Origin of the sequence: Bradyrhizobium sp. HKCCYLRH1030, from assembly GCF_051168395.1 — a bacterium.
In the GTDB taxonomy this organism is placed as follows: domain Bacteria; phylum Pseudomonadota; class Alphaproteobacteria; order Rhizobiales; family Xanthobacteraceae; genus Bradyrhizobium.
Genome location: NZ_JBNPUY010000002.1, coordinates 766,473 through 792,307 on the forward strand (window position 1 = coordinate 766,473; position 25,835 = coordinate 792,307).

A 25,835-nucleotide genomic window follows, 5' to 3' on the forward strand; every position below is an offset into this window, starting at 1 on the left:
TCGGCGACCTAGACGACCACCGGCGTGCGCACCCGGCCGGCATCGCCGAACACGCGGAGATAACGGGCAATCTCGGCGGGATCGCCGGTCGCCTTCTCCGGGTTGTCGGACAGCTTCACGGCGGGGTGCCCGTCTGCCGACGTCACCTTGCAGACCAGCGAGATCGGATCGAGGTCGACCGAGCCGTCCGGCGAGCAGCCGACGAAATCGTTGGTCAGGTTGGTGCCCCAGCCGAACGACAGCCGCACCTGGTCGGAGAACCGATGATGGATCTGCTCGATCGATTCGACGTCCATCGCGTCGGAGAACACGAGCAGCTTCTGCTTGGGATCGCGCCCCTTCGATTTCCACCAGGCGATGATCTCCTCGCCGGCCTGGATCGGTGGCGCGCTGTCGGGACGGAAGCCGGTCCAGTCGGCGACCCAGTCGGGTGCGTCGCGCAGGAAGGCCTTGGTGCCGAATGCGTCGGGCAGCGCGATCAGCAGGTTGCCTGCGTAGGTCTGCCGCCACTGGTCGAGAATGCGATAGGGCGCGAAGCGCAGCTCGTCATCGTCCTTGGCAAGCGCGGCGGCGACCATCGGCAGCTCATGCGCGTTGGTGCCGATCGCTTCGAGATCATTGTCCATCGCCAGCAGCACGTTGGAGGTGCCGGTGAACGACGAGCCGAGACCTTCCTTGACGGCCTCGACGCACCAGCGCTGCCACAGGAAGCCGTGGCGGCGGCGGGTGCCGAAATCCGACAGCCGCAGCCCCTCGAGCTTGCGCAGCCGCTCCACCTTGGCCCACAGCTTGGCCTTGGCGCGGGCGAACAGCACGTCGAGCGCGAACCGGCCCTGGCCCTTCATGGCCTGGCGCGAGCGCAGCTCGTTGACGATCGCGAGCGCCGGGATCTCCCACATCGTGGTGTGGGTCCAGGGCCCGTGGAAATGCAGCTCGTACTGGCCGTCGGACTTGCGCAGCTCGTATTCGGGCAGGCGGAAATTGGCGAGCCAGGCGATGAACTCCGGCGAGAACATGTGGGTCTTGCCGTAGAAGGTGTTGCCGGCCAGCCAGATCAGCTCCTTCTTGGCGAAGCGGATGGTGCGGGCGTGGTCGAGCTGGGCGCGCAATTCGCCCTCGTCGATGACGTCGCCGAGCCGCACCCGCCGGGTCCGGTTGATGACCGAGAAGGTCACCTGCTGAGTCGGGTAGAACTCCCGAATCATCTGCAGCATCAACAGCTTGTAAAAATCGGTGTCGAGCAGGCTGCGCACGATCGGATCGAGGCGCCAACCGTGATTATAGGTTCTGCTCGCGATGTCTGTGATTGTCATGTGATCGTTTTACAGCGCTGGCCGCAAACCCGCCACTGGGCTTGTCGGAGGAGGCCCTCGTGGCGCGGCGGCATCCTTGCTCGGGGGTCGTGGCGGCGATTAGCGCGCCAGGAGCGGCACGCCGGGATCGAACGCCAGCACCGCTTCGGCCCATTTCGCGACGCGGAGCACGTGGAGGTCGTTGCGATAGGGGCCGGCGATCTGCACGCCCAGTGGCAGGCCGTTGTTGCCGAACCCGGCCGGCAGGGAGATGGCCGGCGCTCCGACGAAGGTCCAAGGGGCGCAATATTCGGCGTCTCCGGTCCAATCCAGGCCGCGCGGCGCTTCGCCGAAGGCTGGCAAGGTGAGCACTGCGTCGAAGCCGTCGAGCTCAGCGGCGAGCGCCTTCTGCCTGAGGGCTTGGGCCGCCTTCGCAGCGAGATATTCCATGGCCGTCTTGCTTCGTCCGCTCTCGACGTGGCCCTTCATGACCTCGCTGACCCGGTCGGGATAGCGCGCGATCAGATCGGAGAAGATCGTGGTCGCCTCGCTGAGCATGATCGTGGTGATCGCATCCCAGTTCACCGCGTCGAGCTCTCTCAGTTCGATCTCGTCGATCGTCGCGCCGGCGCTGCGCAGCTTGTCGATGACGGATTCGAACACGGCCTTTTGCGCGGCCTCGGCGCGCTCCCATTTGGCGAAGCGCACCACTGCAAGCCGTGGCGTGCGGAGCGGCGGGATGCCCCCTTTGACGTCGACGGTGAAGCCCGGCAGAGGCCAGCCGTGGCGATCATCGGCGCTGGTGCCGGCCAGCAGAGAGAGGGCCAAGGCCACGTCGTCGACGCGGCGGGCGAAGAAGCCGACATGGTCGAGCGACGGGCTGAGCGGATGCACGCCGACGCGGGGAATCGCGCCGAAGCTCGGCTTGAAGCCGACAACGCCGTTGAACGCCGCCGGTCGGATCACCGAGCCGAGTGTCTGTGTGCCCAGCGCCAGCGGGACCAGGCCGGCCGCAACGGCCGCGGCCGATCCGGACGACGAGCCGCCCGGCGTGTGCTCGGGGTTCCATGGATTGACGGTCGGACCTGGATGACGCCAGGCGAATTCGGTGGAGACCGTCTTGCCGAAGATGGTTGCGCCGAGATTGCGCAGTCGCTCGACCACCCAGGCGTCCGCATCCGGCACGTGATCGCGGTAGATCTGCGAGCCGTTGGTGGTCGGCATGTCCGAGGTGGCGATGATGTCCTTGATGGCGACGGGAATTCCACCGAGCGGGCCGGTCTTTGGAGCGACATCCCGCGGCAGATATTCGAATGCTTTCAGCCGCGGCTCGATTGCCTGCGTCTTCTTCAAACAATCTTCACCATAGGCGGTGGCCGCTGTCGGATCGGCTGCAAACCGTCGCAGCAGCTCGAGAACGCCGGCACCGGCCTTTGGCGTGGACACAGGGATACGCTCGGACATTCATCGATCCTGTCGACTTGATCTCATTGCCGCGCGGTGAACGGTCGCAGCCGGTTGTTCCGATCCTATCGGGTGTTCAAGCGCACGCCAATCGTCCGGCCGATCGGAGCATATGAATACAGCGCATGGCGGCAGGCCCGTGCCGCGTGGCGGACAATCGCCGATGCGGCGCAGGCGTGAGCATGGGCATGCGCATCCAGTATGAGATGAGTGGAACGGCATCTCTTGAGCCTCGCGCGAACCTGGCAGCAATCCGCTTCTCACCCGCTCAGGATGTGCTACCATTTTTGAGCAGGACCACTGGTGTGGTCGGCCAAAGGACGTCTTCAGATACGTTCCGAATAGTAGACGCAGCCACACGAGCTGCCTCATGGGAGTGAAGCGATGACATCGGCTTTTCACCGAAGCATTCTTGCGCTTGCAACAATCAGTCTTCTCGCCGGCACCAGCATCGCCGGCGCGCAGCAGCAATCCGATCAGGGCAAGGGCCTGAAGAAATACGAATCAGGCACCAAGGAGTTCTGGACGCATCCGCCGGACGACTGGTTCCTCGGTGACGAGACCGAGGCGCAGAAGGGGCTGGCGCCGCCATCGGGCCCGCCGACCGGCGCCTCCGATGCCGAGCTTGCGAAGATCGTCAAGCAAGTGAAGCTGCCGGACGGCTTCAAGATGGAGGTCTGGGCGTCGGGCGTGCTCGCCGCGCGGCAGATGGCGTGGGGTGACAAGGGCACGCTGTTCGTCGGCTCGTTCGGACTCGGCAACGTCTATGCGATCAGCGACAAGGGCGGCAAGCGCGAGGTCAAGACGGTCCTCAAGGGCTTGAACATGCCGACCGGCCTCGCCTTCCAGGACGGCAATCTCTACGTCATCGCCGTCGACAAGCTGATCAAATACGAGAATGCCGAGGCCAATCTCGACAATCTCGGCCAGGGCAAGGTCGTCTATGACGACATGCCGTCCTATGCGGCGCATGGCTGGAAATACATCGCGGTGGACAAGGAGGGCTGGTTCTATATTCCCTTCGGCCCGCCCTTCAACATCGGCATTCCGCCGACATCGGTGTCGCAGATCCGCCGCGTCGATCCGCGCACCGGCAATGCCGAGATTTGGGCGCTCGGCGTCCGCAACAGCGTCGGCGGCGACGTCGATCCGCGCACCGGCCGCTACTGGTTCACCGAGAACGCGCGCGACTGGGTCAGCGACGATCTGCCGAGCGACAAGCTCAACATGATCTCCCGCATCGGCGAGCATTTCGGCTATCCCTATTGTCACCAGGGTGACATGCCGGATCCGAAATTCGCGATGGGCCACAAGTGCTCGGAGTTCACACCGCCGGTGCTGAACCTCGGTGCGCACGTGGCGCCGCTCGGCATGAAGTTCTACACCGGTGACCAGTTCCCGGCGGAGTACAAGAACAACATCCTGATCGCCGAGCACGGCTCCTGGAACCGGCACAAGTACCAGGGTGCGCGGATCATGCGCGTCATCGTCGGTCCCGACGGCAAGGACGCCAAGCAGGAGGTGTTCGCCTCCGGCTGGCTCGAAGGCGACCAGGGCTATCTCGGCCGCCCCGACGACATCATCCTCGCCAAGGATGGCTCGATCCTGGTGGCGGACGACTGGGCCGGCGCGATCTATCGCATCAGCTACGAGAAGAAATGAGCTCGTCGTGAAAGCGGGGCTGCGCGCTGCCTTACGGCGGCCGCAGCCCCAACTATTTTGACAGTCGCGCGTTGACCGGGGGCGAGGTACCGCTCATCGACCGAAGGCCGGTCCGCGCGCCATAGCAATGATGGGAGCGAGAACCCCCGCGATGACTCCAGGGACCTCCAGAATGTGCCGGGCAGCAGCGGCCGCGCTGACGCTCTTGGTTGCGGCGCGTCCGGCCTCCGCGGCCGATCTCGAGGCCGGCAAGGCCAAGGCCGAGCTCTGCGCCGGCTGTCACGGCGAGAACGGCATCTCGCAGACCGAGAACATTCCCTCGCTCGCCGGCCAGCAGGATCAGTTCATCCAGTGGCAGCTCGTGTTCTTCCGCGCCGGCACACGCAAGAACGAGGCGATGAAGCCGATCGTCGATCAGCTCACCAACGAGGACATCCGCAATCTCGGCGCCTATTTCGCCTCGCTGCAGCCGGCCAAGGCGCCGCCCGACAATGATCCGGATCTGTCGGCCAAAGGCGCGCAAGCCGCCGCCGGCCGCCGCTGCGCCTCGTGCCATCTCGACAGCTATGCCGGCACCAAGGGCGTGGCGCGGCTCGCCGGCCAGCGCGAGGAATATCTCGTCAAGGCGCTGCACGACTACAAGAGCGGCCAGCGCGTCGGCGGCAGCCAGGCGGCGATGACGGATGTTGCCTATCCGCTGAGCGACGAGGAGATCACGGCGCTCGCGCATTATCTGGCGCATCTGTAGTTGCTGGTGATGGGATGGGGTCTCGCGCCACACCCACAGCTGTCGTCCCGTACAAGCCTGCCGACGCGAAGCGTTGGTGGGCGCCGATCCGGGACCCATACCGCGGAGTCCATCGAGGGATTTCGCTGCGAGTTGCCTGCCTCACCGCGGCCGCGGAGTATGGGTCCCTGCGTTCGCAGGGACGACACCTGTACTTGCCTCGGGGACTGTGCCTGATCAACCTAAATCGCCAGACTATCCGGCCACTGCGGTCAACTTTGCCGCTGCGCCTCGTACACCTTCAGCTGGGTGTAGGATATGCGCAGCCGTGGCACCGGGACCTTGGCGACATCGGCGCGGGCGACGAGATCGCCGATGACGTGATCGGCCTCGACCGGCAGGCCGGCGCGGAGATCGCGGAACATCGAGGCGGTCATCGGTGATCCCTCCGCCGTGAGCATGCCGGAGACACGCTGGAAGAAGGCGCCGGCCGGAGGGTAGCCGGCGGCCGCAGCGGTGGCGCTGCATTCGTCGAGCATGCCGAGCAGGAAATCCTTGCCGCCCGGCGCGGTCAGGATCACGCCGACCGGCCCGCGCATCAAGGTGGTCGACGCGGCGAGCGAGGACAGGAACACCCACTTCTCCCACATGTCCTGCATGATGTTCTCGCTGGCCGACGCATTGAAATTGCCGCGCTGGAAGATCTCGAAGATCGCGCGGACGCGCTCCGACGATCCGCCGTCGCGCTCGCCGAAGCTCAGCGACTGCATCGGCTGCAGCTGCACCACCTCGCGCTGTTCGTTCAATGTCGCGGCGATGGCGCAGAGCCCGCCGAGCACGCGCGCGCGCCCGAACCTGGCGTCGAGCACGTCGAGGTGCTTCATGCCGTTGAGCATCGGAATGATCGCGGTGTCAGGTCCCACCGCCGGTGCAAACGAGCCGATCGCGTCGTCGAGATCGAAGGCCTTGCAGCTCAGCAGAACGACGTCGAAGTGCTGCTTCAAACCATCCGCCTGCACCGTCCGCGGATTGGGCAAGGTGACGTCACCGGTCGGACTGCGGATCACGAGGCCGGCGCTGGCGAGTTCAGCCGCGCGCCGCGGGCGGACGAGGAACGTGACATCGGCTCCGGACTGCAGCAGCCGGCCGCCGAAATAGCCGCCGATGGCGCCGGCGCCGACGACGAGAATACGCATGGGTGGATCCTCCGTGAGCGGGCCGCATCATGCAGAAGCGAGTGGCGAATGGCGAGTAGCGAATGGGAATAGGCTCCATTCCCTATTCGCTACTCCCTATTCGCTATTCGCCTCTACCACTTCTCGCCAAACGGCCGGATCTCCATTTCGAAGGTCCAGGCGGTCTTCGGCTGCTGGTAGAGCTGCCAATAGGCGCCGGCAACCGAGGACGGCGGCATCAGCAGGTCCGGATTGTCCAGCGCCTCCTCGCCCCAGAGCTGGGCGCGGCGCTCGCGCACCCAGGCGGTGTCGACGCCGGAATCGATGATCAGATGAGCGACATGGATGTTCTGCGGCATCAGTTCGCGCGCCATCGCCTGCGCCACCGCGCGGAGGCCGAACTTGGCGGAGGCGAAGGCCGCGAAGCCGGCGCCGCCGCGCAGCGACGCGGTCGCGCCGGTGAAGAAGATCTTGCCGCCGCCGCGGGGCAGCATCAGCCGGGCGGCCTCGCGCCCGGTGACGAAGCCGGCCCAGCACGCCATCTCCCAGACCTTGCGGAACACGCGGTCCGTCGTCTCGAGGATCGGGAAGTTGACGTTGGCGCCGACATTGAAGATCACGACCTCCAGCGGCGCATGCTTGTCGGCGTCGTTGAGAAAGGCGGTGGTCTCGTCCTCCTTGCGGGCATCGAGCGAGCGCGCCACGATCCGCCCGCCGGCGCTCTCGACCTCCGCGACCAGCGGCGCGAGCTTGTCGCCATTGCGGCGGCCGGCGAACACCGTGAAGCCTTCGGACGCGAACTTCTTGACGATCTCGGCGCCGATGTAGTCGCCGGCCCCGACGACCGCGACGGTGGCGTTGCGCTGCTGCATGCTTGGTCTCCGTTCTCCCGAGCCGTCATTGCGAGGAGCGAAGCGACGAAGCCATCCAGTCCTTCGTCGTGGCTCTGGATTGCTTCGCTTCGCTCGCGACGACGGCGATTACCTGCCTAGGATGTAGTCCTCGACGTCGCGCAGTTGTTCCTTGCCGAAGAACATCTCGTTGCCGACGAAAAAGGTCGGCGAGCCGAACGCGCCGCGCTCGACCGCGCGCTGGGTGTTCTCCACGAGCTTCGCCTTGACCTCGGGCTCCTGGGCGCGGGCGAACAGCTTGGCCCCGTCGAGCCCGGAGGATGTGATCGCGGCGATCGCGATCTCGGGATCGTCCATCTTCTTCGGCTCGCGCCACATGTGGTGGAACGCCGCGTCGACATAGGCATCGAACACGCCCTCGAGCTGGGCGGCGATGGCCGCGCGCATCAAGTTCAGTGTATTCACCGGGAAGTACGGATTCCAGACCCAGGGCTGCACGTGGTAGCGCTTGAGGAAGCGCTGCGTCTCGACCTCGTGGAACTCTCGCTTGTTCTTGATGCCGGCGAGCGACTCGGCGGGCGACTTGTTGTTGGTCGCCTTGAAGATGCCGCCGAGCAGCACCGGGACATAGTAGAACTGGACGCCGATCCGCTTCACGATCGCCGGGATCGCCTCATGGCTCAGATAGGCGTTGGGACTGCCGAAGTCGAACATGAATTCTGGCGCAGGACGGCTCATGGGCGGTCTCCTCGGTTTTTCACATTGTGGTCCAGCGCAGCAGCTCCGTCCAGGGTTTTATGACGGTCATCATATTCCAGCGGCCGGAAGACGCCGGTGGTGCGTCAGATCATCCGGCGCACCGTCCGCTTGCGCCATACCAGGAGATAATAGCTCATCTGCAGCAGCATCATCGCGGCGAACGTGATGGGATAGGCGAGCCAGACGCCGTCGAGCCCGATGCTGCGGCTGAGCCAGGTGGCGGCGGGCACCTCGATCGCGGCGATCGCAAACGCCGAGATCGCCAGCGGCATCCACACCGTCCCGGAGGCGCGCATCGCCGACGAGAACGTGATGGACATGCCGAACAGCACGGAGCTCCACAGCACGATATGCAGCGAATGCTGCGCCACCTCGATGACGGCAGGGTCGGTGATGAAGAAACCCATCAGCACCCGTGAGAACAGATAGCCGATCGCGACCAGGCCGCCGGTCAGCACCACGTTCATCTCGATGCCCGTCCGCACGATGTCGCCGATCTGCTCGGCCTGCCCGCGGCCGATCGCCTGGGCGCCGAAGATCGAGACCGAGATCGCGATCGACAGCGCCGGAAACTGCACATAGCCCAGCACCTGGTTGACCGCGCCATAGGCCGCCGTCGCGTCCGAGCCGAAGCCGTTGACGAGGCCGATCAGCACCATCTCGGCCAAGGACATCACGATCATGCCGATCGCGGCGGGGATGCCGAGCCGCAGCACCGCCCGCAGCAGCTTCGGATCAGGCAGCATGCCCTGCAGGAAGGCCGCATCGATCGCCAGCGGATGCTTGCGCCGGCGCAGATGAACGTGGAGCCAGGCCAGCGTGGTCAGGGTCGAGATCGCCGACGCCCAGGCGGCGCTGGCGACGCCGAGGACGGGCGCGCCGAGCCAGCCGCGGATGAACACCGGGGTGAGCACCAGCCCGAGCGTCGTCGATGCGGCGAGCGAGGCCAGCGGCGTCACGGTGTCGCCGACGCCGCGCATCTGCGACGACAGCAGGATGTAGGCGAAGGTCAGCGGCATCGTGATCATCATGATGCGGGCATAGCCCGCGGCTGCATCGAGGATGTTGGCGGGCGTGGCGAGCGCGGTCAGCAATTCGCGGCTGAACAGGCCGCCGAGCACCGCGATCAGCCCGCCGAGCAGCAGCGCAATGGTCAGCGTCGTGCCGGCGACCTGCTTCACCTTGGCGGGCTCGCCGGCGCCCCAGGCCTGTCCGATCAGAACGCCGGCGCCCGAGCCGAGGCCCATGACGAAGGAGACGAAGAAGAACATCGCCGGGAAGAACACCGAGACCGCGGCGAGCGCATCGACGCCGATCATCTGGCCGAGATAGACATTGTTGATGGTGCCGAACAGCGATTGCAGGGTGTTGCTCAGCATCATCGGGACGACGAACATCAGGAACGGCTTGCGCAGCGAGGCGGTTGGCGACGACACGGCATGGTTCTCCGTCGACCGCTCTTCATTCGGAGTACGGTCGCGTTGCGAGGAATTGGAATGAGAGCCGCCGCGAACGGCCGCTCTCGCTGGCTGTTGAAATCAGCCGATCTCAATCGGCCCTGTGGCGATGCGCGAGCGCCACCGCATGGTCGCGGATGTCGGCCGGCCAGTCCGCCATCAGCGCGGCGAAGCGGCCGAGATCGCCGGCGAACAGCGCCCGGGAGGCCTCCTCGAATTGCGGCAGGTTGCTGCCGATCCCCGACATGAAGTGATAGGCCGCGTCACGCGCCTCGCGGGCGCGGTCGGTGTCGCCGCTGACGCGGCGGGCGTCGTGGACCAGCTTGCGCAGTGCCACCGAGGCGCCGCCCGGCTGCGCGTTCAGCCAGTCCCAGTGCTGCGGCAGCAAGGTGACCTCGCGGGCCACGACCCCGAGCTTCGGCCGGCCGCGGCCGCGCGGCCCGCTCGGCGGCTGGTCTGCGACCGCGCCGGCGTCGACCGGCAGGCGCGCCAGGATCTCCCGATCGCTGCCGCGCAGATCGAGGTCGATCGGCTGCCCGGTGCGGTCGTTGAAGATCACGATCGGCTCGGTGTTCGGCGCGGCGTGTTTCAGCACCAGCGCCACCTTGGGCAGCGGCCCGGCGGCGACCCGGGTCTGGCCGGCAAACGCGGTGAAAGTGTCCATGGCTTGGTCCCTGTGATGCGCCTAATAAGACCCGGGTGAAATTAAAGTCAATATTACCCGGATAATTATTGTGGCCGCCTCCAGTGCCGAGGACGCCTCGCCGAACCCATCCTGTCCTGCTACGGAACGGCGCCCGCCACTCGATCCGTCCCTGGGAACCCCATGCTGACCGTTCACCACCTCAACAATTCCCGCTCGCAACGCGTGCTCTGGCTGCTCGAGGAGCTCGGCGTGCCCTACGAGATCATTCGCTACGAGCGCCAGCCGGACATGCGCGCGCCCAAGGAGCTGCGCGCCATCCATCCGCTCGGCAAGTCGCCCGTCATCACCGACGACGGCAACACGGTCGCGGAGTCCGGCGCGATCGTCGAATATCTGATCGAGACCTATGGCGAGGGACGGCTGATCCCGCCGCCGAAGACGCCGGAGCGGCTGCGCTATTCGTACTGGCTGCACTACGCCGAGGGCTCGGCGATGCCGCTGCTGCTGCTGAAGCTGCTGTTCAACATCATGCCGAAGCGCGCGCCGGCGTTGCTCCGTCCGATCGTGCGCAAGGTGTCGAACCAGGCCTTGAGCACGCTGGTCAATCCGCAGTTGAAGCAGCACATGGCGTTCTGGGAAAGCGAGCTGCAGAAGAGCGAGTGGTTTGCGGGCGATTCGTTCACCGCGGCCGACATCCAGATGAGCTTCCCGCTGCAGGCGGCGGCATCGCGCGGCGGCCTGGAGCAGGGCCATCCGCGGGCGATGGATTTCCTCGCCCGCATCGAGGCACGGCCGGCCTACAAGATCGCGCTGGAGAAGGGCGGGCCCTACGAGGTCGGCCGCTGAGCGCTATTTGGCGGCCGTCGCCGGCGCCGCGGTCGCCGCAATCACCTCGCGCACCAGCCGGGCGACGCCTTTGATGTCGCCGTCCGGATCCACGGAATCGCCGAGCCGGACCACCACCATGCGCTGGCTCGGCATGATCACGAGCCGCTGGCCGAGCAGGCCGAAGGCGAAGAACGCGTCCGCCGGGATGCCGGCGCGCGCCCGTCCCAGCGCGTGAAAATGCTGGCTGCGGTTCGTCCACAGTCCCGCGCCATAGTCGGTGTCCAGCGTCGCGGCCGCCGACATCGCCACCCAGCCCTCGGGCAGGATGCGCTTGTCCCCGGCGACGCCGTCACCGAGATAGAGCAGCCCCAGCTTCGCCCAGTCGCGCGCGCTCGCCAGCATGTTGCCGTAACCTTGCAGCGTGCCGGTGCCGTCGAACTGCAGCGTCGCGCTGCGCATGCCGAGCGGATGGAACAGCTCGCGCCACGCGAGTTCGATCGCCTGCTCGGGACCGCCGGCGGCATCGCGGATGATGCGTGCCAGGATCTGGGTGCTCGCGCTCGAATAGGCCCAGCGCTGGCCGGGCGGCGCGATCAGCGGCGCATGCACCGCGAACGCCGCCATGTCGCGGTGGATGTCCATCTGGCTCGACGGGTCGAAGCCGGAATTGGTCTCGTCCAGCGCCAGACCTGATGTCATGCGCATCAACTGCTCGATGGTGATGTCGTGGCGCGGATCTCCGGCTTCGCGCCATTCCGCGACCGGCGCCGGGACCGACGGGCTCAGTCTGCCCTGCCGGGTGAGGATGCCCAGCAGCGCATTGGTGACCGTCTTGGTCATCGAGAAGCCTAAGAGCGGCGTATCGACGCTGATGTTCGGCGCATAGCGCTCCGCGATCAGGCGACCGTCCTTGACAACGACGACCGCCTTGGTGCGGCGGAACGGCGGGTTGGCCGGCTCCTCGAAGGCGTGATCGAGCGCCGCCTTCAGCGCGGGATCGCCGGGCTCCACTGCAGCGCCTTCCGCCAAGTCGGGCAACGCGGGAGCGGGCGCCGCGGCACGCAGCGCAGCGACGTCGGTGTGAGGCACGTAAGGCGGCTTCTGGCCCTGGAGCGTCACGCAACCGAGACCGTCATGATACGTGGCCCGGGTGGCGTGCAGGCCGAGCAGCGACGCCTCCACCATGCGCATGTCGGGCTCCACCCGGTAGCGCATCACGGCCCGCAGCCGGCGCAGACCGGGCCGTTCCATGGTCTCCGCAAACACCGTTTGCGGATCGAAGCCGGAGACGTAGGTCTTGGCGCAGATCATCTCGGCGACCGCGCTGGTCGCGACGCGCAGCGCCCGGTCAGGCCGATAGGTGAGCCACCCCGCCACCAGCAGGGCCGCAAACACCAGCAGACCGACCACGAATCTTCGCAAATGCACCAGAACGTCCGACACCGTCTCGCGGGCGAGCCTCGCTGCGCCCTGGTATGCTTCTAACGCGCCTCGGTCACCACGCCAACGGAGGGAAGCGCGTGCAGGGCCCCGCCGGGCGGCGGCAAATCGTCATCCGGGGCCGCGATGTCCGACATCGCCTGGGAACCGGCGCCTCAGCGCCCGGCTGCGGTGGAGCCCTTGCTGCGCGGATCCGGCGCGCCGACGAATCCATCCGACGTCACCAGGATGGAGTTGGCCGAGGTCCGTCCCATCGGCTCCTCGAGCTTGTGACCTCGGGCGCGCAGACCGGCGAGCACGTCCTCGGCAAAACCCTTCTCGATTCGGACCTCGTCGGGCATCCATTGGTGATGCAGGCGAGGCGCGGTGACGGCCTGGCGGACGTCTATCCGATAGTCGAGCACGTTGACGATCACCTGCAGCACGGTCGAGATGATGCGGCTGCCGCCCGGCGAGCCGGTGACGAGCACGGGCTTGCCGTCCTTCAGCACGATGGTCGGCGACATCGACGACAGCGGCCGCTTGCCGGGGCCTGGCAGATTGGCCTCGAAGCCGACCAGGCCGAAGGCATTCGAGGCGCCGGGCGCGGCGGTGAAATCGTCGAGCTCGTTGTTGAGCAGCACGCCGGTGCCCTCGGCGACGAGGCCGACGCCATAGGGGAAGTTCAGCGTGTAGGTGTTGCTGACGGCATTTCCGTCATTGTCGACGACCGAAAAATGCGTGGTGTTGCTGCCCTCCCGCAGCGGCGTGGTGTTGAGCACGTCGCCGGCGCTGGTGGCGTGCGCGGGATCGATCCCGGCGCGCTGGCGCGCGGCATAGTCCTTCGACAGCATCGCGCGCACCGGCGCGTCGACGAAGGCGGGGTCGCCGAGATAGCGCGCGCGGTCGGCATAGGCGCGCTTCATCGCCTCGATCAGCAGATGCAGCGAGGCGGGCGAGCCCTGCTTCAGCTCAGCGAGCGGAAAGCCCTCGAGGATGTTCAGCATCTCGACCAGCACGGTGCCGCCCGAGGACGGCAGCGGCATCGACACGATGTCATAGCCGCGATAGGTGCCGCGCACCGGCGTGCGCAGCACCGGCTGGTAGGCCTTGAGATCGTCCGCTGTCATGATGCCGCCGGCATCCTGGATCGCCTTGGCGAGCTGGTCGGCGACCGGCCCTTCATAAAATCCGCGCGGGCCCTGCTCGGCAATGGCGGTGAGCGTCGCCGCCAGATCGCGCTGGATCAGCCGGTCTCCTTCCCTCAGCACCGTGCCATCGGGACGGATGAAGATCGCGGCCGATGATTTCCATTTTGCCAGCCGCGGCGCCATCATCGGCAGGGTGACGGCAACGTCGTCGGCGACGGGGATGCCGTCGCGCGCCAGCACGATCGCCGGATGCAGCACCTGCGCCAGCGTGAACTTGCCCGAGCCGTATTTCTCCAGCGCCAGCGCGAGACCTGCCACCGATCCGGGGACGCCGATCGACAGCGCCGAATCGCGCGACTTGACGTTGTCGGGCTTGCCATCGGCGCCGAGGAAGATGTCGCGCGTGATCGCGGCGGGACCGGTCTCGCGATAGTCGATCGCCACGTCCTCGTTGGTCCTGGCGATGTGGATGACCATGAAGCCGCCGCCGCCGATGTTGCCGGCAACGGGATAGGTGACGGCCATCGCAAAGCCGGTGGCAACGGCGGCATCGACCGCGTTGCCGCCCAGCGCAAGGATGCGCTGGCCGACTTCGGCCGCGATCCGCTCCTGCGCCACCACCATGCCATGTGCGGGCGGCTGCGCCGGCGCGGTGATACCGGGGGGCTGCGGGATATCGAAGGTTTGCGAATCCAGCGCCCGCGCGGGCAGGCAGCCGGCCAGCAACAGCATGAAACCCGCAAGGAGCCGTCGTCGATCAATCGTGAACGTGGTCATCGCAATTCTGCCGTTGCTGACATCCGCCTGGGATCGTCAGATGTTATAGGGCCGCGTCGCCGGCGTAAAACGCAACGCCGTGATCGTCGCGAGATGCGACGCTGTGATTGCAGAGGATTTTCGAATGGCCGTCATCACGATCGAGACCTCTGGTCCTGCCGACGGCCGAATCTATCCCGGGCGCGCGGCCGTCGTCAGCTGGATCTTCTTCGATTGGGCGGCGCAGCCCTACTTCACGCTGATCACGACCTTCGTCTTCGCGCCCTATTTCGCGGCGCATGTCGCGCCGGACGCGGCGAGCGGCCAGGCGCTGTGGGGCTTTGCGACCGCCGCGGCCGGCATCGTCATCGCGCTGCTGTCACCGGTGTTCGGCGCCATCGCCGATGCCACCGGGCGCCGCAAGCCGTGGATCGCGGCGTTCGGCGCGATGCTGGTGATCGGCGCCTCGCTGATGTGGATCGGGCGTCCCGGCGCGCCCGAGCTGATCCCGCCGCTGCTCGCGGCCTATGTGATCGCCACCATCGGTGTCGAGTTCGCCACCGTGTTCAACAACGCGATGATGCCGACCCTGGTGCCGCCGGAACGCATCGGCCGGCTGTCCGGCACCGGATGGGCCACCGGCTATGTCGGCGGCATCCTCTCGCTCGTCATCGTGCTCGGCTTTCTCGCCGCCAATCCCGACAGCGGCCGCACGCTGTTTGGATTCAAGCCGCTGTTCGGGCTCGATCCCGTGAGCCATGAAGGCGACCGCATCTCCGGTCCGCTCACCGGGCTCTGGTTCATCGTGTTCGTATTGCCGATGTTCCTGTTCACACCGGACTTTCCGGCGCGGCACCGGCTGCGCGCGGCCGTGGGCGAGGGGCTTGGTCAACTGAAGCAGACGCTGCGCAGCCTGCCGCAGCAGCGCGACGTTGCGCTCTTTCTCCTCGCCAACATGATCTACACCGATGGGCTGGTGTCGCTGTTCGCTTTCGGCGGCATCTATGCCGCCGGCACGTTCGGCTGGAACACGATCCAGATCGGCACCTTCGGCATCATCCTCGCCGCCGCCGGCACGTTCGGCGGCTGGCTCGGCGGCAAGCTGGATGACTTTCTCGGGCCGAAGCGCGTGATCGCCGGCAGCATGACGCTGCTGCTGCTCGCGATCATCGCGATTCTCATGGTGAGCCGTGATTCGGTTCTGTTCATTTCGGTTACGCCGGCCGTGCCGGGCGGCCCGCTGTTCGCCTCGCTGCCGGAGCGCGCCTATCTCTTGCTCGGCTGCGTCATCGGCGCCTGCGGCGCGCCGCTGCAGGCGGCCTCGCGCTCGCTGCTGATCCGCATGGTGCCGAAGGAGCGCGTCGCGCAGTATTTCGGTCTGTTCGCGCTCACCGGCAAGGTGACGTCGTTCATCGGCCCGCTGCTGATCGGCACCATCACCGCGGTCACTGCGAGTCAGAAGGCCGGCATGGCCGTGCTGGTGCTGTTCTTTGCGGTGGGGCTAGTGTTGCTGGCGCGGGTGAATGCAGGTGGTCGTGCGGGGCAGGGCGCCTGAAACTTGCTCCGCCGTCATTCCGGGGCGCCCGCAGGGCGAGCCCGGAATCCATACTCACGATCGTGGTTATGGATTCCGGGCCTGCGCCTTGCGGCGCATCCCGGAATGACGGCGGAGATTGTGGGCGCAATCAGTGCCGGAAGTGCCGCACGCCGGTCAGCACCATGGCGATGCCGTGCTCGTCAGCCGCCTTGATGACCTCGTCGTCCTTCACGGAGCCGCCGGGCTGAATGACCGCGGTGGCGCCGGCCTCGATGCAGGCGAGCATGCCGTCGGCGAACGGGAAGAACGCGTCGGAGGCGACCACCGATCCCTTGGTCAGCGGCTCGGCGAGCTTGAGCGCGCTGGCCGCATCCAGCGCCTTGCGCGCGGCGATGCGCGCCGAATCGACCCGGCTCATCTGTCCCGCGCCGATGCCGACTGTCGCCGACTCCTTGGCGTAGACGATGGTGTTCGACTTGACATGCTTGGCGACGCGGAAGGCGAAGCGCAGGTCGCGCAGCTCGGCTTCGGTGGGGGCGCGCTTGGTCACCACCTTCAGCTCCATGTCATCGACGACAGCATTGTCGCGGCTCTGCACCAGCAGGCCGCCGGCCACGGTCTTGGCGGTGAGGCCGGCTTCGCGCGGATCGGGCAGGGCGCCGGCGAGCAGCAGCCGCAGGTTCTTGCGCGCTGCGATCACCGCGATCGCCTCCTCGGTCGCGTCGGGCGCGATGATCACCTCGGTGAAGATGCCGGTGATCGCGTGCGCCGTGGCGGCATCGAGCTTGCGGTTCATCGCGATGATCCCGCCGAACGCCGAGGTCGAGTCACAGGCCAGCGCCTTCTGGTAGGCGGTGACGAGATCGGGCCCTTCGGCGACACCGCAGGGATTGGCGTGCTTGACGATGACACAGGCGGCGGTGCGCGCCGGGTCGAACTCGGCGATGCACTCATAGGCCGCGTCGGTGTCGTTGATGTTGTTGTAGGACAGCTCCTTGCCTTGCAGCTGGCGCGCGGTGGCGACGCCGGGACGGCGGCCGGGCAGCGCGTAGAAAGCGGCGTGCTGGTGCGGGTTCTCGCCATAGCGCAGCGACTGGATCAGCTTGCCACCGAAGGCGCGGTAATCGGGCGCGTCGTTCTGGATGGTGGCGGCGAACCAGTTGGAGATCGCGGCATCATAGGCGGCGGTGCGCGCATAGGCCTTGGCGGCAAGCCGGCGGCGCAGCAGCAGCGTGGTCGAACCCTCATGCCGCGCCAGGTCGTCCAGCACGGCGTGATAGTCGTTGACGTCGACGACGACGGCGACGTCCTCGTGGTTCTTCGACGCCGCGCGGATCATCGCCGGGCCGCCGATGTCGATGTTCTCGATGCAGTCGTTGAACGGGGCGCCGCGTTCGACCGTGGCCTCGAACGGGTAGAGATTGACGACGAGCAGATCGATCGGCGCGATGCCGTGGGTCTTCATCGCCTCGGCATGCTCATCATTGCCGCGGATCGCGAGCAGTCCGCCATGCACCTTCGGATGCAGCGTCTTGACGCGGCCGTCCATCATCTCGGGAAAGCCGGTGAGGTCGGAGACGTCCTTCACCTTGAGGCCGGCATCGGCAATCGCCTTGGCGGTGCCGCCGGTCGAGACCAGCTCGATGCCGCGCGCGGCGAGCGAGCGGGCGAAGTCGACCAGGCCGGTCTTGTCGGATACGGAAAGCAGGGCACGGTGAACGCGACGAAGCTGATTGGTCATGGGCAGAGTCCTTGTGCAGGAGTTCAAAATGCCCAGGCGCACGGCGTCAAATCCCGCGCTCCCCGATGGTGCTCCATCCAAAGTCGCCAGTCGCGCGAGAGCGGGCCTCATATCAGCTTTTGCCGCCCGCGACAACGGGTGGCCGATCGAACGATCACCTTGGCCGCACGTCTCACGATGAGCCGCCCGAACGTCGGCCGCGTTCCGAGGGCCCGCCGAAGGCGGACGTCTCGACGGACGGTGATGTGAGATGATCTGAGAAGCGAGAGCCAGGGTGTTACAGCGGCAGCTCAGGCTCTCTCCGCCCGTTGCGGCGCCCGTTGGTCTCGGTCGGGGACGTCGACGAGCGGACGAAGCTCCAGCGGATCGACGGGGCCTGCTGCGCGTCCTGCCGGATCACCAGTTGCGTGGTGCGGCGCGGACCGTCATTGCCGGCGAGAAACACGCTGTCCTCGAGGTCGACGCGATCGTCGAACGTCTCGAACGTCCAGACCTCGCGATTGGGTAGCACCAGCATGGCGCCGCGGCCGTCGCTGAGCCGGCTGGCCTTGACGGCCGGGTGCAGGTGGAAGCGCAGCGCGTAGTCCGATCCGCCGCCGCGGAGCCGCGCGCCCTGCGCCGGCGTCACGGTGTCCTCGCCGTCGAGCCGCGAGCCGTCCTCGGCCGCCACCAGCACGCGACGATGGATCAGGCCGAATTTCGCCGCGTAGCCGTTGTGCGAGGTCGACAGCACGGTGCCGTCGGGCACGATCTCGCGGAAGTTCTCGACCCGCGTCGGACCCGATACGATCGGCGCGCCGTGCAGCAGGCGCTTCATCGCCGACATCTCGACGAAGGTGCAGGACGAGGTGTTGTGGTAGGTCAGCGTCGAATGTGCCACCGTGCTGCGCGCAAAGGCGCGCCAATTATCGCGGCCGGTCGACGGCATGCCGCAATTGATCACGATGCGGCACGGTCCGGAGGACATCTCGAAGGCGAGGCAGCCGGCATGGGCCTCATGGCTCAGATGCGGTGGCGGCGGCGGACCGGTATCGACGATCACCGTCATCGGTCCGGCGTCGAGCCGCTGGAAACCGGAATGCGGCATGCTCGCCATCGGCGTGCCGTGGGTGTCGTCGTAGGCGAGCAGGGTCGCCAGCAGGTCGGACGGGGTGCCGCCCATGCCATTGAACAGCGCCATGTTGCCGTCGCCGTGGCGGAAGAAGCGCAGCATCGGCATCATGCGGTCGATGGCGTTGAGCAGCGCCGGCGGCGGGGCGATGTTGCGGGCCGCAAACGTCTGCCGCAGCGGCAGCAGGTCGATCAGCAATTCGATCAGCGCGCCCGGGTTGCGCGAGACGTGGCCGCCATCGGGCAGGATCTGCCGCTGCAATTCGTCGGAGAGTTTCCGGGTCGCGCTGCGGATGTGCTTGGCCTGGTTGGCGAGGCACAGCGCGGCGTAACACAGTGCGATCAGCACCTGCAGCCGCGGCGCGCCATCCGGGATGTCGATCGTCGAATAGCGCAGATAGCGGATCTCGCGGGTCAGCCCGCGCAGATAGCGGCGATAGAACTTGCCGTCGGAATCGGCCAGCACCAGCGGCGCCTGCGACAGCAGCGAGATCACCCGCCGCGCCAGCACGTCGGCGCGCCGGCTCAGCGGATGGCGGCCGATCTGGTTGGTGATCCAGTCGTCGACCAGAGCACGGGCATTGGCGCGGGTCAGCGCGGTGTCGGCTGCGCGCAGATGTCGCAGCCAGCCGAAGCCGAGCAGGGCCACCTCCCAATCCTCCGACGGCGGCTCCAGGTCGAAGATCGAGCGGCCATGGCAGGTCACGATCTTGCCGGCGAAGACGAAGCGGCCGGCGTAGATCTCGGCCGCCCGCGTCGCGTCCGACGTGCGCAGGTCATGCGGCGCAATGATGAGTCGGTCGGCGCGACCGGGCCACAACCCGGACACGGATACCGATACACCGCTGACGTTGGACATCAGGCTGCGCGCAAAGCGGCCCATCACCAGCGTCGATATGCGTCTGCGTTGAGCGGCGGACACGCCAAGCCTTGGATTCAGAGGGGGATTCGGTTGCGCATCCTTCATAGATCGCAACTGCCGCCGATACACCATTTTTGGCCCCGGTGCAGCACCATCGCGGGACCAGAATCTGGTGCAAAATCAGGATTTAACGGACTAACGCAACGCCGACGCCCTTAAAGCCCGACCGACGCAGGGCCGGCGCACGGCGCACGATGACACGCTCACGGCCGCCGCTCCAGTCTCGCCGCATAAAAACCATCGAGACCGCCGAGCCGGGGGTCCTGGTGCGGCAAATGGCAGGGCAGCGTGCGCAAGTCGCCGGCCGGGGTGACCAGCTCTGCCAGTCCCGCCACCTCGCCGGCGGTGACGGGGACGCGGCGCAGCTCGGTGGTTTGGGCCAGCACGCGCTCGACCACCTGCTCGCCCTCCTCGGGCTCCAGCGAACAGGTGCAGTAGACCAGGGTTCCGCCCGGCTTGATCAGGCTGCCCGCCCTGGTCAACAGCCGCGCCTGCAAGCCCGACAACGCGGCGATGTCGGCCTCGCTGCGCAACCAGCCGACGTCGGGATGACGCCGAATCGTGCCGGTCGAGGTGCAGGGCGCATCGAGCAGCAGGCCGTCGAAGCCGCCGCTGTCGGCGGGCTGCCATTCGGCGGCGTCGGCCACGACCGTCTCGGCGGTCAGCTGCAGCCGGGTCATGTTGTCCTTCAGCCGGTTCATCCGGGCCGGCGACCGGTCGACCGCGGTGACGCGGGCGCCGGCATGGGCGAGCTGAGCCGTCTTGCCGCCTGGCGCCGCGCAGAGGTCGGCGACGGCCTTGCCGCTGATGTCGCCGAGCAGGCGCGCAGGCAAGGCGGCGGCGGCGTCCTGCACCCACCATTGTCCCTCGGCGAAGCCCGGCAGCACCGTCACCGAACCATGCAGCACGGTGCGCACGGTGCCGGTCGACAGCACCTCGCCATGCAGCCGCGACGCCCATTGCGCCGGGTCCGACTTCACCGTGAGGTCGAGCGACGGCTCCTGGCCGAGCGCCGCGGCGATGTCCCTGGCGGTCGCTTCGCCATAATGATCGATCCAGCGCTTGAGCAGCCAGGGCGCGATGTCGAGCGGCTGACCGGTGGCATCGTCGAGCAGGGTTGCGCCCTCGCGCGCGCAGCGCCGCAGCACCGCGTTGACGAGCCCGGCATATTTCGCTGCGCGGCGGTCGGCCTGCACCAGGCGGACGGAGAGGTCGACGGCGGCGTGGTCAGGAACGTCCATCCAGAGGATCTGGGCGGCGCCGATCAGCAGCGCGCTCTGCGCCCGCGGCGCGTCGGTCGGCACGCCGCGATCCAGCAGCCGCGACAGCACGTGACCGAGCGTTCCAAGCCGCCGCAAGGTGGTGGCGACCAGCCGGCGCATCAGCGCGCGGTCGCGGTCGGCCAGATGCTTCAGTCCGGGATGTGCGCCGGTCCCGTCGAGCTGATCGTCGAGGGTGCGATGCTTGTGCAGCACGCCGTCGACCACGTCGGCGGCGATGCGCCGTGCCGCCAGGCCTGGGACTTCGGAAGGGGTCGCAAAACGCGGCGGAGGCATGCCTGGGAATTACTCGCGAAAGAAGAAAGGCAGTTCCGCGACCATCGGGTGCATGCCATCAGCTTGCGGGTCCTCTGTCACCGGAATATGCCAAATGTAAGAATCGGCTCTGCTTTTATTAGCCCTGTTTTTTCATGGGTGGGCACACGATCTGATGAGGTCGGGAACGAACCGGTTCAATGGTGGAATGGTACGATGAGCAACGAGCCCGAGAATGAGCCCAGGAGTGAGCCGAAGGGCAAGGCCGCTTTGGCCGTGGTCGCCAGCAATGAGTCGCCGCGCAAGCCGCTGACGCCGGCCGCGCAGCGCGCGCTGGCCGAGGCTGAGGAACGCCGCCGACTGGCAGCACAACAGACGAAGCCGATGCCGACGGAGTTGCAGGGGCCGAAAGGGCCGGAGCCGACCCGTTACGGCGACTGGGAGAAAAAGGGAATCATCTCGGACTTCTGACGGGATGTCCGCGCTCGGCTTTCGTTGTTCGGCGCCGGGCTTGCCGGTCCCGCGTTCGCCGCACTCCCGTATCGCAACGGTGACTCAGCGCGTGACCACCACCGTCGTGCCGATCGACACGCGCTCGTAGAGGTCGGTGATATCCGGGTTGAGCATGCGGATGCAGCCATACGAGACATAGCCGCCCACCGAATTCGGCACGTTGGTTCCGTGGATCGCATATTCGCCGCCGGCGAGCGTCAAGGCGGCAACGCCCATCGGATTGCGCGGCGAGCCGCCGGGAATGACGTCCGGCAGCTCCGGCTTGTCGCGCTTGACGTCGGCGGGCGGAGCCCAGGCCGGATTCTTGTACTTGCCGTCGATCTTGGTGGTGCCGGCCCATTGCCGGCCGGCCTTGCCGACGCCGACCGTGTAGCGCAAGGCGTGGCTGCCATCGAGCACGAGATAGAGTTTCCGCTCGCCGGTCCTCACGACGATGGTGCCCGGCGAAAAGTCGCCGGCGACGGCGACCAACTCGGGACGGGCCGACGCAGAGCCGGCCGTCGTGACCATGGTTCCGATCACCGACGCGGCCAGCATCGCCGCCTTCATTGTCAGCCTGACCGCCCCAGTCCGCATGGTCATCCCCTCAGCCGGTTCCGCGGCGCCTGCTCCCCGGCCGGGAGCACGCAGATCGCATGAGGAAAGGAAAACTCCGTCTGCGAGTAAATGACCTGAAAACAACACTCCCGCGGAATCAGCCGCGGGAGTGCGATGAGACTTGACGATTGCGGCGAACGCGCTCCGCGCCCGCGGGGCACGGCGTGCTTACGCCTGCTTCTCCTTGCGGTTCTGCCGGTGCTGGACGAGATCATCGACCACGCCGGGATCGGCAAGGGTCGAGGTGTCGCCCAGCGCGCCCGGCTCGTCCTCGGCGATCTTGCGCAGGATGCGGCGCATGATCTTGCCGGAGCGGGTCTTGGGCAGGCCGGGGGCGAACTGGATCTGGTCGGGCGAGGCGATCGGGCCGATCTCCTTGCGCACCCAGGCGACGAGCTCCTTGCGCAGCTCCTCGGTCGGCTGCTCGCCGGCCATCAGGGTGACATAGGCGTAGATGCCCTGGCCCTTGATGTCGTGGGGATAGCCGACCACGGCGGCTTCCGACACCTTGGGATGGGCAACCAGCGCGCTTTCCACCTCGGCCGTTCCCATGCGGTGGCCGGAGACGTTGATGACGTCGTCGACGCGGCCGGTGATCCAGTAATAGCCGTCGGCGTCGCGGCGACAGCCGTCGCCGGTGAAGTACTTGCCCTTGTAGGTCGAGAAGTAGGTCATCTCGAACCGGGCATGGTCGCCATACACCGTGCGCATCTGGCCCGGCCAGGAGCGGGTGAGGCAGAGATTGCCCTCGGTCGCGCCTTCCAGCGTCTTGCCGTCGGCATCGACGATCTCGGGCACGACGCCGAAGAACGGCCGCGTCGCCGAGCCCGGCTTCAGTCTGGTCGCGCCCGGCAGCGGCGTGATCAGGATGCCGCCGGTCTCGGTCTGCCACCAGGTGTCGACGATCGGGCAGCGGTCGTCGCCGACGACGCGGTGATACCACTCCCAGGCTTCCGGATTGATCGGCTCGCCCACCGAGCCGAGCAGGCGCAGAGACGCGCGCGAGGTCTTCTTCACCGGCGCGTCGCCGCCCTGCATCAGCGCGCGAATCGCGGTCGGCGCGGTGTAGAAGATGTTGACCTTGTGCTTGTCGATGACGTTCCAGAACCGCGAATTGTCCGGATAGTTCGGCACGCCTTCGAACATCAGCGTGACAGCGCCATTGGCCAGCGGCCCATAGAGGATGTAGCTGTGGCCGGTGACCCAGCCGACGTCAGCGGTGCACCAGTAGACGTCGCCCTCGTGATAGTCGAACACGTATTGATGCGTCATCGCGGCGTAGACGAGATAGCCGCCGGTGGTGTGCAGCACGCCCTTGGGCTGGCCGGTCGAGCCCGACGTGTAGAGGATGAACAGCGGATCCTCCGCATTCATCGGCTCGCACGGGCATTCGGTGGTCACCATCTCGGCGGCCTCGTGGTACCAGAGGTCGCGGCTCGGATTCATCTCGATCTTGCCGCCGGTGCGCTTGACCACGACGACCCAGTCGACATTGTCGACCTTGTTCAGCGCTGCGTCGACATTGGCCTTGAGCGGCACCTTGCGGCCGCCGCGCAGGCCCTCGTCGGCGGTGATGATGATCTTGGAATCGCAGTCCTTGATGCGCTGGGCGAGCGAGTCCGGCGAGAAGCCGGCGAACACCACCGAGTGGATGGCGCCGATGCGGGCGCAGGCCAGCATCGCATAGGCGGCCTCCGGGATCATCGGCAGATAGATGGTGACGCGGTCGCCCTTCTTGACGTTGCGGTTGCGCAGGATGTTGGCCATCCTGCACACCTCGTCGTGCAGCTCGCGATAGGTGATGTGCTTCGACTGCGAGGGGTCGTCGCCTTCCCAGATGATCGCGGTCTGGTCGCCGCGGGTGGCGAGATGGCGGTCGATGCAGTTATAGGCGGCGTTGAGGACGCCGTCCTCGAACCATTTGATCGAGATGTTGCCGGGTGCGTAGGAGACGTTTTCGATTCTCGTCGGCGCCTTGACCCAATCGACGCGCCTGGCCTGCTCGGCCCAGAAGCCGTTGGGGTCCTTGATCGAGCGCGCGTACATCTCCTGGTACTTCGCGTCGTCGACAAAGGCGCGTTTCGCCCACTCGGCCGGAACGTCGTAGATCTTCTCGGACATTTCACACCCTCCACATGCGGCCTGCCGTCGATCCCGCGCAGGCCATCGTTGTTCCCACTATGCGTCCGCGTAACCGGCGGCGACAAGGCAAGACAAGTAGGACCTTCGGCGGGGAGGCGGTCTGAGCAGGATCAAAGAATTGTGCGCGGAGGTTGCGTGCGCCGGCCGCGCCTCGGAGATCGCTACAGTCTGCAGCATCAAGGTTACCCGGAATCGGGGCGCGTACCGGTATTTTGAAACCGCTTTGCCCAAAATTAGGGACTCGCTATCCGGCCCGTCACGCCCTAAATCGCCTTGAAGCTGTGGATAACCCGGCCGGAACCAAACCGGACTCCGGGGCATTGAGCGGATGAAAACGACGGCAGGGCGTCTAAAGCAATGATGGACCAGCAGAATTTCGAGAGCCCGCGGGTCGGCCCGGCCGATCCCGAGGTCGCGCTCGCGAAAGCGCTGGGCCAGTGGCCGCCCAAGCCGCCGCGCCGCAAGCTGAGCTTGAAGGATCTGGCCCACGCCAAGACCGCCGACGCGCAAGGCAATGCCAAGACCTCGGTCGAGGAACTCGCCAAGCGCATCGGGCTGAAGCTCGGCGACCAGACCGCGCTGACCATCCGCCGCGTCAGGCGGGGCAAGAGCTATACCTTCATCCGCGCCAACGGCACCCCGATCCGCCACGCCGGCACCATCCGCCGCCTGCATGCGATGGCGGTGCCGCCGGCCTATCGCGAGGTGCGCTACGCCCCCGATCCGAACCTGCATCTGCAGGCGGTTGGCGTCGATGCCGCCGGCCGGCTGCAATACCGCTATCACGCCGACTGGGAGAAGGTGCGCGAGCATCGCAAGGCGCATCGCCTCGCCAAGCTGGTCGGCGCGCTGCCGCGCATCCGTCGCGCGGTGTCGAAACATCTCGCCGGCGACGAGCCGACGCGCGAGTTCGCGCTCGCTGCTGTCATCGAGCTGATCGCGCGCACGGCCATTCGCCCCGGCAACGAGTCCTATGCCCGGCTGAACGGCACGCGCGGCGCCACCACACTGTTGAAGTCGAACGTCACGCTCGAGGATGACTCCCTGGTGCTGACCTTCAAGGCCAAGGGCGGCAAGGCCGTGCGCAAGGAATGCGACGCCGCCAAGCTGGTGCGGGCCGTCGGCATTTTGCGCGGCGTGCCCGGCCGCCGCATGTTCCAATACCGCGACGCCCAGGGCGTGGTGCGCGCGGTCTCGACCACGCAGGTCAACGCCTTCCTGCGCGAGATCGCCGGCATCAAGATCTCGCTGAAGGATTTCCGCACGCTGATGGCCTCCGCCGTGGCGCTGGAGACCTTGTCGCGGATCACGCCGGCGGCGAGCGCGCGCGGCCGCAAGAAGCAGATCCTGGAAGCGATCCGCGCCGCCGCCGACGAGCTCACCAACACGCCGGCGATCTGCCGCAAGAGCTACGTGCACGACACCATCGTCACGGCGTTCGAGGACGGCATTCTCGAACGCTTCGCCGCCACCATGAAGGGCCAGCGCTCGCAGACGCGGCGCGAGCAATTGCTGGCGCAGGTGGTGACGGCGGTCTCGGCCTGACGCCGC

The 25,835-nt window shown here is 66.9% G+C and carries 20 protein-coding genes and 1 riboswitch; of the genes, 6 read left to right on the plus strand and 14 right to left on the minus strand.

What is annotated here, in order from left to right; genetic code table 11:
* Positions 1 to 8 precede the first annotated feature (8 nt).
* Together pncB and ACQR1E_RS08905 are read right to left on the minus strand one after the other, a co-directional pair.
* Complete coding sequence (gene pncB / locus ACQR1E_RS08900) at positions 9 to 1,313, minus strand: nicotinate phosphoribosyltransferase (protein ID WP_316173099.1); 1,305 nt, start codon at positions 1,311 to 1,313, stop codon at positions 9 to 11.
* Positions 1,314 to 1,412: 99 nt separating this feature from the next.
* Positions 1,413 to 2,756, minus strand: coding sequence for an amidase (locus tag ACQR1E_RS08905; protein WP_434896922.1), 1,344 nt, complete (start codon positions 2,754 to 2,756; stop codon positions 1,413 to 1,415).
* A gap of 384 nt (positions 2,757 to 3,140) precedes the next feature.
* On the opposite strand from ACQR1E_RS08905, the gene ACQR1E_RS08910 reads away from it, so the two are divergent.
* On the plus strand, positions 3,141 to 4,418 hold the full coding sequence (locus tag ACQR1E_RS08910) for a PQQ-dependent sugar dehydrogenase (RefSeq protein WP_315750582.1): 1,278 nt from the start codon (positions 3,141 to 3,143) through the stop codon (positions 4,416 to 4,418).
* Positions 4,419 to 4,590: 172 nt separating this feature from the next.
* Entirely contained in the window at positions 4,591 to 5,166 is a 576-nt protein-coding gene (locus ACQR1E_RS08915) for a c-type cytochrome (protein WP_434862527.1), read from the plus strand.
* A 251-nt stretch (positions 5,167 to 5,417) separates the two neighbouring features.
* Here the strand turns inward: ACQR1E_RS08915 and panE are convergent, their stop codons facing one another.
* The 5 genes from panE to ACQR1E_RS08940 all read right to left on the minus strand — a co-directional run bounded on the left by panE (position 5,418) and on the right by ACQR1E_RS08940 (position 10,051).
* Entirely contained in the window at positions 5,418 to 6,341 is a 924-nt protein-coding gene (gene panE, locus ACQR1E_RS08920) for a 2-dehydropantoate 2-reductase (RefSeq protein ID WP_434896923.1), read from the minus strand.
* Between the two features lie 113 nt (positions 6,342 to 6,454).
* Positions 6,455 to 7,192, minus strand: coding sequence for an SDR family NAD(P)-dependent oxidoreductase (locus ACQR1E_RS08925; protein ID WP_434896924.1), 738 nt, complete (start codon positions 7,190 to 7,192; stop codon positions 6,455 to 6,457).
* 108 nt (positions 7,193 to 7,300) lie between these two features.
* Positions 7,301 to 7,909 carry a 2-hydroxychromene-2-carboxylate isomerase gene (locus tag ACQR1E_RS08930; RefSeq protein ID WP_434862526.1) on the minus strand — a complete coding sequence of 203 codons (609 nt, stop codon included), beginning with the start codon at positions 7,907 to 7,909 and terminating at the stop codon, positions 7,301 to 7,303.
* A gap of 104 nt (positions 7,910 to 8,013) precedes the next feature.
* On the minus strand, positions 8,014 to 9,327 hold the full coding sequence (locus tag ACQR1E_RS08935; protein ID WP_315716177.1) for an MATE family efflux transporter: 1,314 nt from the start codon (positions 9,325 to 9,327) through the stop codon (positions 8,014 to 8,016).
* A 151-nt stretch (positions 9,328 to 9,478) separates the two neighbouring features.
* Positions 9,479 to 10,051, minus strand: a complete 573-nt coding sequence (locus tag ACQR1E_RS08940) for a DUF2239 family protein (RefSeq protein ID WP_434896925.1) — start codon at positions 10,049 to 10,051, stop codon at positions 9,479 to 9,481.
* Positions 10,052 to 10,213: 162 nt separating this feature from the next.
* Here ACQR1E_RS08940 and ACQR1E_RS08945 point away from each other — a divergent pair, with 162 nt between their 5' ends.
* Positions 10,214 to 10,879, plus strand: a complete 666-nt coding sequence (locus tag ACQR1E_RS08945) for a glutathione S-transferase family protein (protein ID WP_315715866.1) — start codon at positions 10,214 to 10,216, stop codon at positions 10,877 to 10,879.
* A 3-nt stretch (positions 10,880 to 10,882) separates the two neighbouring features.
* Here ACQR1E_RS08945 and ACQR1E_RS08950 read toward each other — a convergent pair whose 3' ends face one another.
* Together ACQR1E_RS08950 and ggt are read right to left on the minus strand one after the other, a co-directional pair.
* A complete protein-coding gene (locus ACQR1E_RS08950) occupies positions 10,883 to 12,289 on the minus strand; it encodes a serine hydrolase domain-containing protein (protein ID WP_434896926.1) in 1,407 nt (468 codons plus the stop codon).
* Positions 12,290 to 12,456: 167 nt separating this feature from the next.
* Positions 12,457 to 14,208 (minus strand): gamma-glutamyltransferase, encoded by a 1,752-nt coding sequence (ggt, locus tag ACQR1E_RS08955; RefSeq protein WP_410051834.1) that lies wholly within the window; start codon positions 14,206 to 14,208, stop codon positions 12,457 to 12,459.
* A gap of 124 nt (positions 14,209 to 14,332) precedes the next feature.
* Between ggt and ACQR1E_RS08960 the strand changes: the two genes are divergently transcribed.
* Positions 14,333 to 15,742: an MFS transporter gene (locus ACQR1E_RS08960; protein WP_316194679.1), complete on the plus strand. Its 1,410-nt coding sequence runs from the start codon at positions 14,333 to 14,335 to the stop codon at positions 15,740 to 15,742.
* Between the two features lie 130 nt (positions 15,743 to 15,872).
* Here ACQR1E_RS08960 and purH read toward each other — a convergent pair whose 3' ends face one another.
* From purH to ACQR1E_RS08975, 3 genes are all read right to left on the minus strand, one after another.
* On the minus strand, positions 15,873 to 17,465 hold the full coding sequence (gene purH, locus ACQR1E_RS08965) for a bifunctional phosphoribosylaminoimidazolecarboxamide formyltransferase/IMP cyclohydrolase (RefSeq protein WP_316194680.1): 1,593 nt from the start codon (positions 17,463 to 17,465) through the stop codon (positions 15,873 to 15,875).
* A 23-nt stretch (positions 17,466 to 17,488) separates the two neighbouring features.
* Positions 17,489 to 17,569: riboswitch (ZMP/ZTP riboswitch) on the minus strand.
* A gap of 173 nt (positions 17,570 to 17,742) precedes the next feature.
* The gene (locus ACQR1E_RS08970; RefSeq protein WP_315825829.1) at positions 17,743 to 19,458 is read right to left on the minus strand and encodes a heparinase II/III family protein; all 1,716 of its coding nucleotides are present in this window, start codon (positions 19,456 to 19,458) and stop codon (positions 17,743 to 17,745) included.
* 242 nt (positions 19,459 to 19,700) lie between these two features.
* Positions 19,701 to 21,053 carry an RsmB/NOP family class I SAM-dependent RNA methyltransferase gene (locus ACQR1E_RS08975; protein WP_434842119.1) on the minus strand — a complete coding sequence of 451 codons (1,353 nt, stop codon included), beginning with the start codon at positions 21,051 to 21,053 and terminating at the stop codon, positions 19,701 to 19,703.
* Positions 21,054 to 21,308: 255 nt separating this feature from the next.
* Here ACQR1E_RS08975 and ACQR1E_RS08980 point away from each other — a divergent pair, with 255 nt between their 5' ends.
* Positions 21,309 to 21,503: a DUF1674 domain-containing protein gene (locus ACQR1E_RS08980; protein WP_315825830.1), complete on the plus strand. Its 195-nt coding sequence runs from the start codon at positions 21,309 to 21,311 to the stop codon at positions 21,501 to 21,503.
* Between the two features lie 84 nt (positions 21,504 to 21,587).
* On the opposite strand, the gene ACQR1E_RS08985 is transcribed toward ACQR1E_RS08980, so the two are convergent.
* Positions 21,588 to 22,082, minus strand: a complete 495-nt coding sequence (locus tag ACQR1E_RS08985; protein ID WP_409998633.1) for a L,D-transpeptidase — start codon at positions 22,080 to 22,082, stop codon at positions 21,588 to 21,590.
* 228 nt (positions 22,083 to 22,310) lie between these two features.
* Positions 22,311 to 24,263, minus strand: coding sequence for an acetate--CoA ligase (gene acs / locus ACQR1E_RS08990; RefSeq protein ID WP_315715872.1), 1,953 nt, complete (start codon positions 24,261 to 24,263; stop codon positions 22,311 to 22,313).
* A 378-nt stretch (positions 24,264 to 24,641) separates the two neighbouring features.
* Here acs and ACQR1E_RS08995 point away from each other — a divergent pair, with 378 nt between their 5' ends.
* The gene (locus ACQR1E_RS08995) at positions 24,642 to 25,829 is read left to right on the plus strand and encodes a DNA topoisomerase IB (protein ID WP_434896927.1); all 1,188 of its coding nucleotides are present in this window, start codon (positions 24,642 to 24,644) and stop codon (positions 25,827 to 25,829) included.
* Positions 25,830 to 25,835: the final 6 nt, after the last annotated feature.